This window comes from Nakamurella endophytica (assembly GCF_014646215.1).
GTDB classification, from domain to species: domain Bacteria; phylum Actinomycetota; class Actinomycetes; order Mycobacteriales; family Nakamurellaceae; genus Nakamurella; species Nakamurella endophytica.
Genome location: NZ_BMNA01000003.1, coordinates 378,642 through 391,763 on the forward strand (window position 1 = coordinate 378,642; position 13,122 = coordinate 391,763).

The window sequence follows — 13,122 nt, forward strand, 5'->3', positions numbered from 1 at the left end:
GCGGGCTCCCCTCTCACGCGAAGACGACGTTGAGGACGACGCCCAGGGCGAGGACCACGCCCCCGAGCAGGACCGGTCTGCGCCACCACACCGGATCCCGCGGCTCGCTCGCCCGGTTCCTGCGCGACCAGACGATGTCCGCGATGGCGGCCGGATCCGGCTTCGGCGTGACGGCGGTGACCACCAGGCTGACCACGATGTCCACGACGAAGGCGACACCCGCCTGGATGAAGGTGGCGTAGATCGCCGACGCCACGCTGAACACACCGGTCTGGAACAGGAAGAAGGTGGCCGAGCCGCTGACCACGCCGGCCAGCAGACCCCAGAAGCCGCCCCACGCCGAGGTCTTCCTCAGGAACATGCCCAGGATGAACGTCGCGAAGATCGGGGCGTTGAAGATCGAGAACAGCGACTGCAGGTACACCATGATGTTGTTGAAGTGCGACGCCAGGATGGCGGTGAAGACGGCGATGACGATGCCCACCACGGTGACCAGCCGGCCGGTGCGCAGGTAGAACGAGTCGCTGCGGTTCCGGCGGAGGTACGGCTGCACCAGATCGTAGGTCACCACGGTGTTCAGCGACGAGACGTTGGCCGCCACACCGGCCATGAACGACGCGAACAGCCCGGTGATCGCGATCCCCAGCACGCCCGAGGGCAGCAGTCGCTGCATCAGGGCCGGAATGGCGTCGTTGTAGGTCAGGCCGCTGCTGGTGCCGAAATCGGGAATGGCGACCAGCGCGACCAGACCCGGGATCACCGTGACGGCCGGGATCAGGAGCTTGGGGTAGGCGGCGATCAGCGGCGTGCGGCGCGCTGCGGACAGATCCTTGGCCGACAGCGCCCGCTGCACCTCCGCGAAGTTCGTCGTCCAGTACCCGAAGGACAGCACGAAGCCCAGGCCGAGGACGATGCCGATCCAGTTGGCCCCGATCGGGTTCGGGTCGACGGCGCCCACCCCGGTGCCCTTCCACGCGTGCAGGCCGTTGTCGCCCAGCGCGGTCCGGGTGACCTTGTCGGCCAGCGCGGAGAAGCCGCCGACGTTCTTCACCGCAGCGATCGACAGCGGGATGAGACCGGCCAGGATGATGAAGAACTGCAGCACCTCGCCGTAGATCGCGCTGGAGAGCCCGCCGGCGCCGATGTAGGCGAGGACGAACGCCGCCGACACCACGATGCCCAGGTAGAGGTTGATGCCCAGCAGCGCCTGCAGCACGATGGCCAGGGCGTAGAGGTTGACCCCGGCGATCAGCACGGCCGAGATGGCGAACACCACGGCGTTGAGCACGTGCGTCGGGTTGTTGAACCGCACTTTGAGGAACTCCGGGACCGACCGCACCTTGGCCCGGAAGTAGAACGGCATCATGACGATGCCCAGGAACACCATGGCCGGCACGGCGCCGACCCAGTAGTAGTGCACCGTCGCCACGCCGTACTGCGCCCCGTTGGCCGCCATCCCCAGGATCTCCGTCGCCCCGAGGTTGGCGCTGACGAAGGCCAACCCGGTGATCCACGCGGGCAGCGACCGTCCGGCCAGGAGGAAGTCGGCGCTGGTGCCGACCGCGCGCCGCGCGAAGAAGCCGATGCCCAGCACGGTGAGGAAGTACAGGGCCAGCAGCACGATGTCCAAGGCGCTGGGATGCAGTCGCAGCATCGGGGGTCCTCTCACGGCGCGTCCTGGCAGACGACTCCGCTACGGTCACCGGTCCGTAGAGCGCCTAAACACTGCACCGTGCCGGCGTCGGAGCACGGCGGGACGCCGGAGCGGCCGAGGACTTCAGAACGGTCGCTCGACCGGCGGTGGGTGCGGGGCGGACCCTTGAGCGTCGGTCACGACCGTGGTCGGCGGAGCCCTCGCGGCGAGCGCCGGAGCGACCCGGGCGTCGCCGCCGAGTCGCCCGACGCTGCTCGTCGCGTCCTAGGGGTGCTGACGGAGCGGATCGGCTCCGAGCGGGTTTGCTACGAGTCCGACTCCGCGAGGTGGGAGCGGAGCGCACCGGTCGCGGCCGCCAGGTGGTCCAGCTGCGGTGCGGTGAAGGCGTCGACGAAGACCTCCCGCACCGCGCGCAGGTGCGGGACGGTGGCCGCCCGGAACGCGCGCTCGCCGGTGTCGGTGAGCGAGATCTCCGCGCCACGGTTGTCGGTCGCGCACTCGTCGCGCCGGACCAGGTCCCGTCGCTCCATGCGCCCGAGGTGGTGCGACAGCCGGCTCCGCTCCCACCCGATCGTCGCCGCCAGCTCCGAGGACCGCAGCGCGCGCGGGCGGGCCTCGCTCAGCGCCAGCAGCACCTGGTAGTCGCCGATCGACAGCGACGACTCGGCCTGCAGCCGTGCGGCGAGCCGCGACCGCAGCCGCTCCGCCGTCTCGATGTACTCCCGCCACACCCGCAGCTCGTCCGTCGACGGCAACTGCCGACGCCGGACGGATCCCGTTGCCCGTGTCACCTCGGCCACCTCTCATTGACATATCAACGATATGCCGCATGCTGGACGTGTCAACCAGCGGCGGGCCGGTCCGGTGATCGGCCCGCCGGCGACAAAGAGCGAGTGGCGCCGCCATGACCGGCATCGAGTTCGGCATCGACAGTTTCGGCGACCTGCCGCGGGACGACCGTGGCCAGGTCGTCTCCCAGGCCGCCGCCATCCGGGCCGCCGTCGACGAGGCCGTGCTGGCCGACCAGGTCGGCATCGACGCCGTGGCCCTCGGCGAGCACCACCGTCCCGAGTACTCCATCTCCACCCCGGAGACCGTGCTCGCCGGCATCGCCACCCGGACGGAACGGATCCGGCTGGGCTCCGGCGTCACGGTGCTGTCCTCCGACGATCCCGTCCGGGTCTTCCAGCGGTTCGCGACGCTGGACGCGCTGTCCCACGGCCGGGCCGAGGTCATCCTGGGACGCGGCTCGTTCACCGAGTCCTTCCCGCTCTTCGGCTACGACCTGTCCGACTACGACCTGCTCTTCGACGAGAAGATCGACCTGTTCTCCCGGTTGCTCGACGAACGGCCGGTGACGTGGGAAGGCACGACGCGCGCCGCGCTGCACGAGGCCGACGTGTACCCGAAGACCGAGTCCGGGCGGCTGACCACCTGGGTCGGCGTCGGCGGATCGCCGCAGTCGGTCATCCGCACCGCGCACTACGGCTTCCGGCTCATGCTCGCGATCATCGGCGGCAACCCCGCCCGGTTCGCCCCGTACGTCGACCTCTACCGGCGTGCCGCCGAGCAGCTCGGTACGACCGCCCATCCGGTCGGCATGCACTCGCCCGGTTTCGTCGCCGACACGGACAAGGAAGCGGTGGAGCTGTACTACCCCGGCTACCGCGAGACCCGCGACCGCATCGGCGCTCTGCGGGGCTGGCCGCCGTTGCGCCGGCAGGAGTTCGACGCCGAGGTGCAGCACGGCTCCCTCTACGTCGGGTCGCCCGAAACCGTGGCACGCCGGATCGCCGGGGCCGTCCGCGCCCTCGACGTCGGCCGGTTCGACCTCATCTACTCGTCCGCGGGCGCGGTGTCCGCCGGTGCCCGGCTGCGTGCCGTCGAGCTGTACGGCACCAAGGTGGTGCCGCTCGTCCGCGAGATGCTCGCCGAGGACCGGGTCGTGCTGCAGGCTGCTCGGTGACCGCGCAGTGACAGTCCAGCGGACGATCGGGATCCTGGGTGCCGGCAAGGTCGGCACCGTGCTGGCGCGGCTGGCCGTCGCAGCCGGGTACCGCGTCCTCCTCGCCGGATCCGGGGACCCGGCACGGATCGCGCTGATCGCCGAGGTGCTGGTGCCGGGCGCGGTGGCCGCCTGGGTTGCGGACGCGGCCCGCGAGGCGGACGTGATCCTCCTGGCGTTGCCGCTGGGCCGGTACCGCACGCTGCCGGTGGACGAGCTCGACGGCAGGCTCGTGCTCGACGCGATGAACTACTGGTGGGAGACGGACGGCGTCCGCGACGATCTCGCCGAACCGCGCACCACGACCAGCGAGCTGGTGCAGGACTTCCTGGCCGGTTCGCGAGTGGTCAAGGCGTTCAACCACATGGGCTACCACGACCTCGAGGAGGAGGCGCGGCCGTCGGGTACTCCAGGCCGCAAGGCGATCGCCGTGGCCGGCGACCGCGACGAGGACGTCTCCGCGGCGGCGGCCGTCGTCGACGCCCTGGGCTTCGACCCGGTGGTGGCCGGACCGCTCGCCGCGGGGGCGCTGCTGCAGCCGGGGACCCCGACGTTCGGTGCCGACGTCCCCGCCGACGAACTGCGCGTTCTGATCGGACTGGCCGCTCGCCGGTGAGACGGCGCCCAGCTCGGCGGCGCAGTCCTGGTCACGGTGGCCCGTCAAGGGACCGGTCGACCCTGGCGGTGAAGAGTTGTCCGAGCCGAAGCGGCTCCAGAAGCCGGACGGTCGGGCGTTGTCCGTCGGACGGGCCGCGCCCCGCGTTCTACTTGCCGGTCGGCGCCGTCGAGTGCGCCTGCAACCAGCTCCGCCACCCGCTCGAAGCGAGGACCGGCGCCATGGCCGACGTCACCGCCCAGCCGGACCGCCCGTCGACAACCGCGGTCAGCACGCAGGCCGCCGACACCACCACCGCAGCGGCGAGCCCGAAGGTGAGCCAGGGCGAGACCGGCCTCACCGGACGGCGTTCCCACTCGGGATGCACGGTCAGCACGACGATCCACGTCACTCCCAGGACCGCGCCGATCGCCGCTGCCGCGGTGAAGGTCGTGGCGAAGGCCACCGGCGGGGGTGCGCCGTCCCGCGGCAGCCAGGAGCCCACGGCGACGCCCGGACAAGCGCACAGCAGCAACGCCGCTGTCACCCGCGACGAGTCGGTCCCTCGGGCGAACCAGGGCGGGCGACGGGACACCGCTGCACGATAAGCCCGATTCGCCGCGTCCGAGACCGACTCAGTCCCCCGCCGGTTCCCAGAGCTCGACCCGGCTGCCCTCGGGGTCCCGGACCCAGGCGAAGGTGCCGACGCCGTCCTGGCTCTCCGGCCCCTGCACCTCGACACCCCGGTCGCGGAGCCGGTCCAGCAATCCGGCCAGGTCGCGCACGCGGAAGTTGAGCATCAGCTGCTGCCCGGGCCCGAAGTAGTCGGTGTCCCGCGGGAAGGGTGCGAGCACCATCGGACCGGCCTCCTGCTGCCATGCCCCGCCGGGTGGGTCGACGATGCCCAGGACGTCGGCGTACCAGGACCGCAGGCGTTCGGGGTCGTCCGCCCGCCAGAACACGCCGCCGACGCCGGTCACCTCTGCCATCGCGCCCTCCCCGTGCCCGCGACTCCCGTCCTTCCGAGGGCATCAGGCGCCGACCGGCGGCGCAACTCGACGCGCAGCGGCACCGTGCCGACCGGCGCAAGTCTCCGGGCGCCGTCAGTGGTGCAACGCACGGTGCGGCCTGCTCCGTCGACGGTGCAGGGCGAGCCGGTCGCCCGCGGAGGGTTGGGGAGATGGAGATGCGACCGGTCCTGCTGGCCCTGTGGGTCGTCGTCGCTGCGGCCCTGCTGAGCGCCTGTGGCACTGCCCGGTCGGGTGTCGGACCTGCCGTCGCCACCGCCGCGGCGCGGACGTCGACAACCGACCCGACGCAGGCTTCGCCCGGTCCGGCGCGCTCCGTCCGATCCGATCCGACGGCCTCGTCCGTCCCGGTCGCACCCGGGCCGGCACGGACCACCGCGACCACGGGGGGCGGCACCGGCACCGGCACCGGCACCGATGCCGATGCCGAGGCGCGGGCGGCCGCGGCGGCGGCGGTCGAGCGGGCCATCCGGGTGGTGCCCGTCGTCCCCGGCGCCGTCCCCGTCCCGAGATCACCGGTTGCACTCCTGGACGGTGCCGACACCGTCCCGGCGTCCGGCCACCTGGTCGTCCGGACCCGATGGTGGACGACCGACCGACCGGCGAACCGGGTGCTGGCCTGGGCACGGCAACATCTGCCCCCTGGAGCCTTCATCAGGGGCAGCGGAACCACCACGACGCCGACCGCGCGGGCCGACACCATCGACATCGGCCTCGGACCGGTGACCCTGCTGTTCACGGCCACCGCCACACCGACGGGGTCCGCCGTGCGAGCCGACGCGCAGATGGTGTGGGTACCCCGCAAGAGCGCCGGCGAGCTCATCCCGGCGACGGTCACCTCGGTCGACATCGCCGTGCAACGGGGGAGCCGTGCGGCGGCGGTGCGCCGCGTCCTCGGCGCCGCGGCAGCGAGACGCCTGGCCGCCGTCGTCAACGCCACGCCCGTGCTCGACGACACCGGCGAGCGGTCGTGTCCGGCGGACCTCGGCGGCACGGACAGTCTCGTCTTCCGGGCGCGCGGCGCCGAGTACGACGTCACCGTGGCGGCGAGTGGGTGCGGCGGCGAGTCGCTCCGCGGACCGGCCGGCAGCGGGCACTGGACCTACGGGCAGGCCACGGACGCCGCCGCCCTGCGCGCACTCGGATTGCCCGAGGACTACGGCAATCACTTCTGAGTTGCACGGTGGCCTGCGACCTCCGAGGACGGCAGCCACCGCGTCCCGGTGAGACGGTCCGGCGGGCCTTCACTGCACCGGGCCGTGGAGCAGGGCCGTCGACCGGGCACCGAAGCGGCCGGATCAGCTGGTGCCGGCATTGCCGCGGATTACTCGTAGCCGTATAGTCGGCCACGAGTGACAGGAGGCCCGATGCCCGGACGACGGAAGGTCGGCAACCTGCTGGCGCTGGCCGTGCTGTCCACGTTGTGGACGCGGCCGATGCACCGGTACGAGGTGGCCTCCGTGATGCGTGCCCGCGGCAAGGACCAGGACATGCAGATCAAGTGGGGATCGCTGTACACGGTTGTCGACAACATGGCCCGCCACGGGCTCGTCGAGGCGGTCGAGACCAGCCGGCAGGGTGCCCGCCCGGAGCGCACCACGTTCCGGATCACCGACGAGGGGCGCGCGGAGCTCCTCGACTGGACCCGCGAGCTGATCGCGGACCCGGCGAGCGAGAACCCGCGCTTCGCCGCCGGTCTGTCGGTGCTGGCGGTCCTGCCGCCGGACGACGCCGCGGCCCTCCTGCACGGCCGGCTCCGGCAGGTCGAGGCCGATATCGCCGCCCGTGCCGCGGCCTTCGACGCCGTGGCCGCCGAGGTCCCGCGGCTGTTCCTCCTCGAAGAGGACTACCGGATGGCCGTGATGCGCGCCGAAGCCGCCTGGATCGCGGGGCTGGTGGCCGAACTCGACTCCGGCGGTTTTCCCGGCCTGGAGGCCTGGCGGTCGTGGCACGTCTCGGGTGAGCTGCCCGCGGACCTCGCCGAACTGGCGGAGAGGGGAGCCACCACGGATCACGACTGACACCACGTCCCGGGGGCGGTGCGGCAACACCGCACCCGGGACGTCCCGACGCCATCGACGTCCGTCCCGCTTGCCCGGACGAAGCCGGCCCCGAGTTGGCCCTTGCAGGATACCGGCACGCCGCGCAGGCATCCATCCGCGCGCGCCCCCGTGCGCGCACGCCTGCAAGGAGAACCCATGCCCGCCATCCGCACTGCGCTCGTCATCGGAGGTGGCATCGCCGGACCGGTGACCGCCACGGCCCTCGCGCGAGCCGGGATCCGCGCCACCGTCCACGAGGCCTACCCCGAGGTGTCCAACGGCATCGGCAGCGCCCTCGCCCTGGCCCCCAACGGGCTCGCAGCCCTCGACATCCTCGGCGCCGGTGACGCCGTCCGCGCCGCCGGCCTGCCCATCACCGAGTCCTCGATGTCCATCGGCGGCCGGACGGTGCCCGTTCCGGCGCCGGAGGGACTGGAGCCGCTCAGGATGATCGACCGCGGCCGACTGCACGGTGCACTGCACGACACCGCCCGGGCCGCCGGCGTTCGGTACGAGTTCGGCCGGCAGCTGGTCTCGGTCGACGAGTACCCGGACCGCGTCACCGCCCGGTTCGCCGACGGATCGCAGGCCACCGCCGACATCCTGATCGGCGCGGACGGGGTCCGATCGACGGTGCGCCGGATCATCGACCCCGGCGCACCGGACGCCGGCTCCACCGGACTGCTCGGCTTCGGCGCGCTCGTGGACGCCGACATCCCCGGCGGGCCCGGCACGATGACCTTCGCGTTCGGCCGCCGCGCCTACTACCTGTACTGGAAGACGGTGGATGGACGAACCGCGTGGGGCGTGAACCTGCCGTCCGCGGACCACCTCTCGCTCCGGCAGGCACGGGAGATCCCCGCCGGGGAGTGGCTGGCGCGGATCCGCGAGACCTACCGGGGTGACGAGCCCGGCGAGGCGCTGGCGCACGCCACCACCGCGCGCACCCTGGAGGTGCTCGGAGCGATCCACATCATGCCGCCGGTCCCGCACTGGTACCGGGACCGCCTGGTGCTGGTCGGCGACGCGGTGCACGCCCCGTCCAACAGCACCGGACAGGGTGCGTCGCTGGCCATCGAGAGCTCGATCGAACTTGCCCGGTGCCTGCGCGACCTCCCCGATCCGGCAGCAGCGTTCGAGGAGTACGAACGACTGCGCCGCGACCGGGTCGAGCGGATCACCCGACGCGGGGCCCGCATGAACCACACCAAGACGCCCGGCCCGGTCGGCCGCGGGCTGCTGCGGTTCCTGATGCCGCTGGCGATCCGGGCGATGAGCCCGGAGCGGACACAGGGGTGGATCCAGCGGCACCGGATCGACTGGGACGCCCGTGTCCGTCCCCTCTCGGCGGAGGCCGGAACGCCTGACTGATCCGTTGCGCTGCCGTCCCGCGCCCGGCCGGCCGGCGGAAGTTCCTAGACGCGGGCCAGGACGCCGGCCAACGGCGCCGGCGTCCGGTCCGGGTCGAGGGCCTCCGCGAACAGCCGCGCGTACCGCTCCTTGTTGCCGGAGCGCCCGCTGAGAAAGCGCCGCACCTGGTCGTGCGTGGGACGGTCCCGCTGCGCGGGCTGGCGTTGCAGCCTGCGGAGCGACCGCAGCTCGCCCTGGGCGTCGATGACGTCGAGCGCGCCCGCGACCCCGACGGCGGTGATCAACTCGTCCTCGAGGTCCGCGCGACAGACCCGGAACCCGGCCTCCCGTACCGTACCGAGGCCCGCATCCTGGAGAACCGCAGCGACGTAACCTTCCTCGGCGGCGTCGCACAGCCCGGCGATCCGGAGGTCCGGTCCGGTCGGTCCGTACCGCCGGAGGTGCGTCCGCAGGTTGGTGATGCCGTGCATGGCCACGACGGCCACTCGCTCGGCGGACAGGTCGCGGCCCCGGCGGCGCGCGAGCACCTCGAGGGCAACCCGGTCGCTGGTGCCTTCGACCAGCACCACGGCGCTGACGGTGCCGAGCGTGCCCGGCGCGCTCACCGTGCCGAGCGTGCCCGGCGTGCTCACCGTGGCGCCGGGAACGGACCCGGGCGGGGGCGGGGCCGCGACGACGCGGTCGGACGGGATCACCGTGCCGGTCTACCGCACCTCGGTGCCGGCCGCCGCCGATATCCGGGTCGACGCGTCGTCGGTGGTCAGCCGGCGTACGTGGGCATGTCGTCGCCACCGACGTACACGGACACCGGATGGGCGACGTCGCGGGCCACGTCCGGCCCGGCAACCCGGCTGGCATCGTCCGCCGGCCGGTATCCCAGGGCCCGCGCGGCGTCGAGACTCCACTGCCGCTCGGCGTTGTCGGAGACACCCCAGACGACGTGGAAACCCTCCGCGGACAGCGCCGCCTCGAACAGCCGGCCGGCGTCGTCCGGCGAGAGCCACGTCTCGAGCATCCGAGCGTTCCGCGGCCGGTCGAAGCACGAGCCGATCCGGACGCACACCACGTGCAGCCCGTACCGGTCGTGGTACAGGCTGCCCAGCGCCTCGCCGAACGCCTTGCTGGCGCCGTAGAACGAGTCCGGGCGTGGCACCAGGTGGTCGGGCAGCACGGTGGAGGGTTCCTGCCGGTGGTACCCGACCGCGTGGTTGCTGCTGGCGTAGACGATGCGGCGGACGCCGGCCGTGCGTGCGGCCTCGAACAGGGTGTTGGTGCCGCGCACGTTGACGTCGATGATGCGATCCCAGCGGTCCTCGCCGGACAGTCCGCCGAGGTGCACGACGGTGTCCACTCCCGCCATGGCGGCCGCCATGGCGTCCGGGTCGGTGACCGACGCGCGGACGAACTCCTCACCCGCGGTCAACGGCTCCGCGGGCGTCCGGAGGTCGATCAGCCGCAGCGTCCGGCCCGGTCGGGACAACCGGGGCCGCAACATCCCGCCGACCAGGCCCGCGGCGCCGGTGACGGCGACGACGTGACCGCCGGCGGTGTCCTCGGGTGCTGCGTCCACGGTCATCGCTGCACGATCCGGAGGCTGGCCGCGAGGTCGGCGGTGTACCGCGCCAGCGTCTCGGCGATGTGCCGCTGGCGGTCGCCGGAGAAGCGGGCCAGCGGGACGGAACAGCTGATGGCGTCCCGGGGAACCGCCCGCGACGGCACCGTGACCGCGATGCAGCCGAGTCCGACGCTGTTCTCCTCGTGCTCCAGGGACCATCCGCGGACCCGGGTCTCCGCGAGATCCGCGAGCAGGGTCGGCAGGTCGGTGATGGTGTGGTCGGTCGCCGGTGTCATGACGTCCGGCACCAGGCCGGCCACCTCCGCGTCGGTGCGGGCGGCCAGCAGCGCCTTGCCCAGGGCGCAGGTGTACGCCGGCAGTCGCCGGCCGATCCGGGACGACGTGCGCAGGTGGTGCGCGGACTCCTTGCTCGCCAGGTAGACGACGTCACCACGGTCCAGGCGTGCGAGATGGACGGTCTCGTCGAGCTCGTCGCGCAGCGCGGTCAGCACCGGGGCGGCCAGCTGCACGACGGGATCCTTCTCCAGGTAGGAGGTCCCGGCCAGCAACGCGCGCACGCCGATGCTGTACGAGGTGGCCGACTCGTCCGTCTGCAGCCATCCGCAGGCCGTCAGCGTCCGCAGCAGGACGTGCAGGCTCGACTTGGGATAGTTGAGCGCCCGGTGGATCTCGGCGAGGGTGACCGGACGGTCCGCCTGCGCCAGCAGTTCCAGCAGCTCGATCGTGCGCGCCGCCGACTTGACCGAGGCGCCGGCCGGTTCCGCGGCGACCTTGAGGGTCGGTGCCGTCCTGTCCATCGCCATCCCTCTCCGCCGTGCGGCCGGCACGGGCACCGGGCTCGGACGGTTGACACCGCCGGACGACCGCCCTACCGTAGCGTACACATACGTGAACGGCGTACATCAGTAAGGACGGTTTCGTGCTCTCTGGTCTGCTCTTCTTCCCCGTCACACCGTATCGACCGGATGGCGGGATCCACACGGACGTGCTCGCCGAGCACATCCGCCGCGGCGTGGCCGCCGGGGCCGGCGCGGTGTTCGTCGCGTGCGGCACGGGGGAGTTCCACGCTCTTGGTGAGCAGGAGTACCGGACCGTCCTGCGGGTCGCGGTCGAGACCGTCGGCGGGGCCGTGCCGGTGTACGCGGGCGTGGGGGGATCGGTCGCCACCGCCAAGGAACTCGCCGCGGTCGCCGGGTCCACCGGCGTCGACGGGTTGCTGCTGCTGCCGCCGTACCTGGTGCGAGGGCCCGTGTCCGGGCTGGTCTCCTACGTCCGCGACGTCACCTCGTCGTCGCCCCTGCCGGTGATCGTCTACCAGCGGGACATGGCCGTCTTCACGCCGGCGGCCGCCGCCGAGGTGGCCACCTTCCCGACCGTGGTCGGGTTCAAGGACGGCATCGGCGACCTGGTGCTGCTGGCCGACATCATCCGGGCGGTGCGCAAGGTCGACCGGACGGGACAGTTCCAGTTCTTCAACGGACTGCCGACGGCCGAGCTCAGCCAGGTGACGTACGGCCGCATCGGGGTGGACCTGTACTCCTCGGCGGTGTTCGCGTTCGCCCCCGAGATCGCCCTGGCGTTCTACGCCGCGCTGCAGGCGGGGGACGAGTACACGATCGACGTCCTGCTGCGCGAGTTCTACGAGCCGTTCGGCCAGCTGCGGCTCCGGGTCCCGGGCCATGCGGTGGGCCTGGTCAAGGCAGGCGCGCGGATGCGGGGCCTGGACGTCGGTGGTGTCCGGCCGCCGTTGATGGATCCGGACGAGGACGACCTGCGCGCCCTCGAGGCGCTGCTGCACCGTGGGCTGCGCGCCCTGCACGAGCTCGGCTCGCCCGACCTGCCTTCGCTCGAGACCGACCTGCGGGGAGCAGTCCGCTCCGCGTCCTGATCCGCCGTCGCCATCATCAAAGGTGATCGATGACCCTCACAGCTCCAGTACCCGCACCCGTCCGGCCGGCGCCAACGCGCCGGCCGCGCCGCCGCGGCTGGTCGCCGTACCTGTTGATCGCGCCGACCGTGGTGCTGATCGCGGCGTTCCTGCTGTATCCGATCGGCAGCGTCTTCTACTACAGCCTGCAGAACTACAACGTCACCCAGCCCTACGACGACGGTTTCGCGGGCCTGGCGAACTTCCGGCACATGTTCACCGCGGACCCGCTGTTCTGGCAGAGCCTGCGGACGACCGTGATCTGGGTCGTGGCGCAGGTCGTGCTGCAGCTGCTCCTCGGCCTGCTGCTGGCGTTGATCGTCAACGAGCGCTTCAAGGCTCGCGGGTTCGTCCGTGCCCTGGTGTTCTCCCCCTGGGCCGTCTCCGGAGTGCTCGCCACCGGTATCTGGGTGCTGCTGTACAACCCGACGACCGGCGCCGCGCACGCACTGTCGTTGATGGGGATCGGGTCCGGCGACACTGCGGTGCTGTCCCAACCGACGTCGGCATTCATCGCGGTGATCGTGGCGGAGTTGTGGCGCGGCGTGCCCTTCTTCGCCATCCTGATCCTGGCGGACCTGCAGTCCGTCCCCGCCGACCTGTACGAGGCGGCGAACACGGACGGTGCCGGCCGCTGGCAGCGGTTCCGCTACGTCACCCTGCCGCACCTGCGTGGTGCGATCGTGCTGACCTGCCTGCTGCGCGCGGTGTGGGAGTTCAACAACGTCGACCTCATCTACACCATGACCGGCGGGGGTCCGGCCAACGAGACGACGACGCTGCCCCTCTACGTCGCCCGGCAGGCACTGACGGATTTCAACTTCGGGTACGGATCGGCACTCACGGTGGTGTCCTTCCTCATCCTCCTGGTCTTCTCGGTCGTCTTCCTCCGGGTCACCAAGTACAACGCGGGAAGGGACTGAC

Annotated in this window: 14 protein-coding genes; 7 read left to right on the forward strand and 7 right to left on the reverse strand. The window is 72.1% G+C overall.

Going from position 1 to position 13,122, the window contains the following annotated elements:
• Nucleotides 1-13: 13 nt before the first annotated feature.
• A complete protein-coding gene (locus IEY37_RS08925) occupies nucleotides 14-1,654 on the reverse strand; it encodes a sodium:solute symporter family protein (RefSeq protein ID WP_188941507.1) in 1,641 nt (546 codons plus the stop codon).
• 305 nt (nucleotides 1,655-1,959) lie between these two features.
• A complete protein-coding gene (locus tag IEY37_RS08930) occupies nucleotides 1,960-2,445 on the reverse strand; it encodes a MarR family winged helix-turn-helix transcriptional regulator (protein ID WP_188941181.1) in 486 nt (161 codons plus the stop codon).
• 113 nt (nucleotides 2,446-2,558) lie between these two features.
• Between IEY37_RS08930 and IEY37_RS08935 the strand changes: the two genes are divergently transcribed.
• Entirely contained in the window at nucleotides 2,559-3,620 is a 1,062-nt protein-coding gene (locus IEY37_RS08935; protein WP_188941182.1) for an LLM class flavin-dependent oxidoreductase, read from the forward strand.
• A gap of 7 nt (nucleotides 3,621-3,627) precedes the next feature.
• The gene (locus IEY37_RS08940; protein WP_188941183.1) at nucleotides 3,628-4,275 is read left to right on the forward strand and encodes an NADPH-dependent F420 reductase; all 648 of its coding nucleotides are present in this window, start codon (nucleotides 3,628-3,630) and stop codon (nucleotides 4,273-4,275) included.
• 148 nt (nucleotides 4,276-4,423) lie between these two features.
• On the opposite strand, the gene IEY37_RS08945 is transcribed toward IEY37_RS08940, so the two are convergent.
• Together IEY37_RS08945 and IEY37_RS08950 are read right to left on the reverse strand one after the other, a co-directional pair.
• The gene (locus tag IEY37_RS08945) at nucleotides 4,424-4,849 is read right to left on the reverse strand and encodes a hypothetical protein (protein ID WP_188941184.1); all 426 of its coding nucleotides are present in this window, start codon (nucleotides 4,847-4,849) and stop codon (nucleotides 4,424-4,426) included.
• Nucleotides 4,850-4,889: 40 nt separating this feature from the next.
• Nucleotides 4,890-5,243, reverse strand: coding sequence for a VOC family protein (locus tag IEY37_RS08950; protein ID WP_188941185.1), 354 nt, complete (start codon nucleotides 5,241-5,243; stop codon nucleotides 4,890-4,892).
• Nucleotides 5,244-5,434: 191 nt separating this feature from the next.
• Here IEY37_RS08950 and IEY37_RS08955 point away from each other — a divergent pair, with 191 nt between their 5' ends.
• The 3 genes from IEY37_RS08955 to IEY37_RS08965 all read left to right on the forward strand — a co-directional run bounded on the left by IEY37_RS08955 (nucleotide 5,435) and on the right by IEY37_RS08965 (nucleotide 8,695).
• The gene (locus IEY37_RS08955; protein ID WP_188941186.1) at nucleotides 5,435-6,457 is read left to right on the forward strand and encodes a hypothetical protein; all 1,023 of its coding nucleotides are present in this window, start codon (nucleotides 5,435-5,437) and stop codon (nucleotides 6,455-6,457) included.
• 192 nt (nucleotides 6,458-6,649) lie between these two features.
• Nucleotides 6,650-7,303: a PadR family transcriptional regulator gene (locus tag IEY37_RS08960; RefSeq protein ID WP_188941187.1), complete on the forward strand. Its 654-nt coding sequence runs from the start codon at nucleotides 6,650-6,652 to the stop codon at nucleotides 7,301-7,303.
• A gap of 177 nt (nucleotides 7,304-7,480) precedes the next feature.
• Nucleotides 7,481-8,695 (forward strand): FAD-dependent oxidoreductase, encoded by a 1,215-nt coding sequence (locus tag IEY37_RS08965; protein ID WP_188941188.1) that lies wholly within the window; start codon nucleotides 7,481-7,483, stop codon nucleotides 8,693-8,695.
• 44 nt (nucleotides 8,696-8,739) lie between these two features.
• Here IEY37_RS08965 and IEY37_RS08970 read toward each other — a convergent pair whose 3' ends face one another.
• The 3 genes from IEY37_RS08970 to IEY37_RS08980 form a co-directional block, all read right to left on the reverse strand.
• A complete protein-coding gene (locus IEY37_RS08970; protein ID WP_229674209.1) occupies nucleotides 8,740-9,390 on the reverse strand; it encodes a TOPRIM nucleotidyl transferase/hydrolase domain-containing protein in 651 nt (216 codons plus the stop codon).
• Between the two features lie 65 nt (nucleotides 9,391-9,455).
• Nucleotides 9,456-10,271 (reverse strand): NAD-dependent epimerase/dehydratase family protein, encoded by an 816-nt coding sequence (locus tag IEY37_RS08975; RefSeq protein WP_188941189.1) that lies wholly within the window; start codon nucleotides 10,269-10,271, stop codon nucleotides 9,456-9,458.
• Nucleotides 10,268-11,074 carry an IclR family transcriptional regulator gene (locus IEY37_RS08980; RefSeq protein ID WP_229674210.1) on the reverse strand — a complete coding sequence of 269 codons (807 nt, stop codon included), beginning with the start codon at nucleotides 11,072-11,074 and terminating at the stop codon, nucleotides 10,268-10,270. The genes IEY37_RS08975 and IEY37_RS08980 overlap by 4 nt, the downstream gene beginning before the upstream one ends.
• Nucleotides 11,075-11,190: 116 nt before the next feature.
• On the opposite strand from IEY37_RS08980, the gene IEY37_RS08985 reads away from it, so the two are divergent.
• A complete protein-coding gene (locus IEY37_RS08985; RefSeq protein ID WP_188941190.1) occupies nucleotides 11,191-12,159 on the forward strand; it encodes a 5-dehydro-4-deoxyglucarate dehydratase in 969 nt (322 codons plus the stop codon).
• A 29-nt stretch (nucleotides 12,160-12,188) separates the two neighbouring features.
• Nucleotides 12,189-13,121, forward strand: a complete 933-nt coding sequence (locus tag IEY37_RS08990; RefSeq protein ID WP_188941191.1) for a carbohydrate ABC transporter permease — start codon at nucleotides 12,189-12,191, stop codon at nucleotides 13,119-13,121.
• The last annotated feature ends 1 nt before the right edge of the window (nucleotide 13,122 follow it).

Coding starts and splice junctions, on each gene's coding strand:
- IEY37_RS08925 (WP_188941507.1), bottom strand. CDS start 1,654: ATGCTGCGACTGCATCCCAGCGCCTTGGACATCGTGCTGCTGGCCCTG.
- IEY37_RS08935 (WP_188941182.1), top strand. CDS start 2,559: ATGACCGGCATCGAGTTCGGCATCGACAGTTTCGGCGACCTGCCGCGG.
- IEY37_RS08950 (WP_188941185.1), bottom strand. CDS start 5,243: ATGGCAGAGGTGACCGGCGTCGGCGGCGTGTTCTGGCGGGCGGACGAC.
- IEY37_RS08955 (WP_188941186.1), top strand. CDS start 5,435: ATGGAGATGCGACCGGTCCTGCTGGCCCTGTGGGTCGTCGTCGCTGCG.
- IEY37_RS08960 (WP_188941187.1), top strand. CDS start 6,650: ATGCCCGGACGACGGAAGGTCGGCAACCTGCTGGCGCTGGCCGTGCTG.
- IEY37_RS08965 (WP_188941188.1), top strand. CDS start 7,481: ATGCCCGCCATCCGCACTGCGCTCGTCATCGGAGGTGGCATCGCCGGA.
- IEY37_RS08975 (WP_188941189.1), bottom strand. CDS start 10,271: ATGACCGTGGACGCAGCACCCGAGGACACCGCCGGCGGTCACGTCGTC.
- IEY37_RS08980 (WP_229674210.1), bottom strand. CDS start 11,074: ATGGCGATGGACAGGACGGCACCGACCCTCAAGGTCGCCGCGGAACCG.
- IEY37_RS08990 (WP_188941191.1), top strand. CDS start 12,189: ATGACCCTCACAGCTCCAGTACCCGCACCCGTCCGGCCGGCGCCAACG.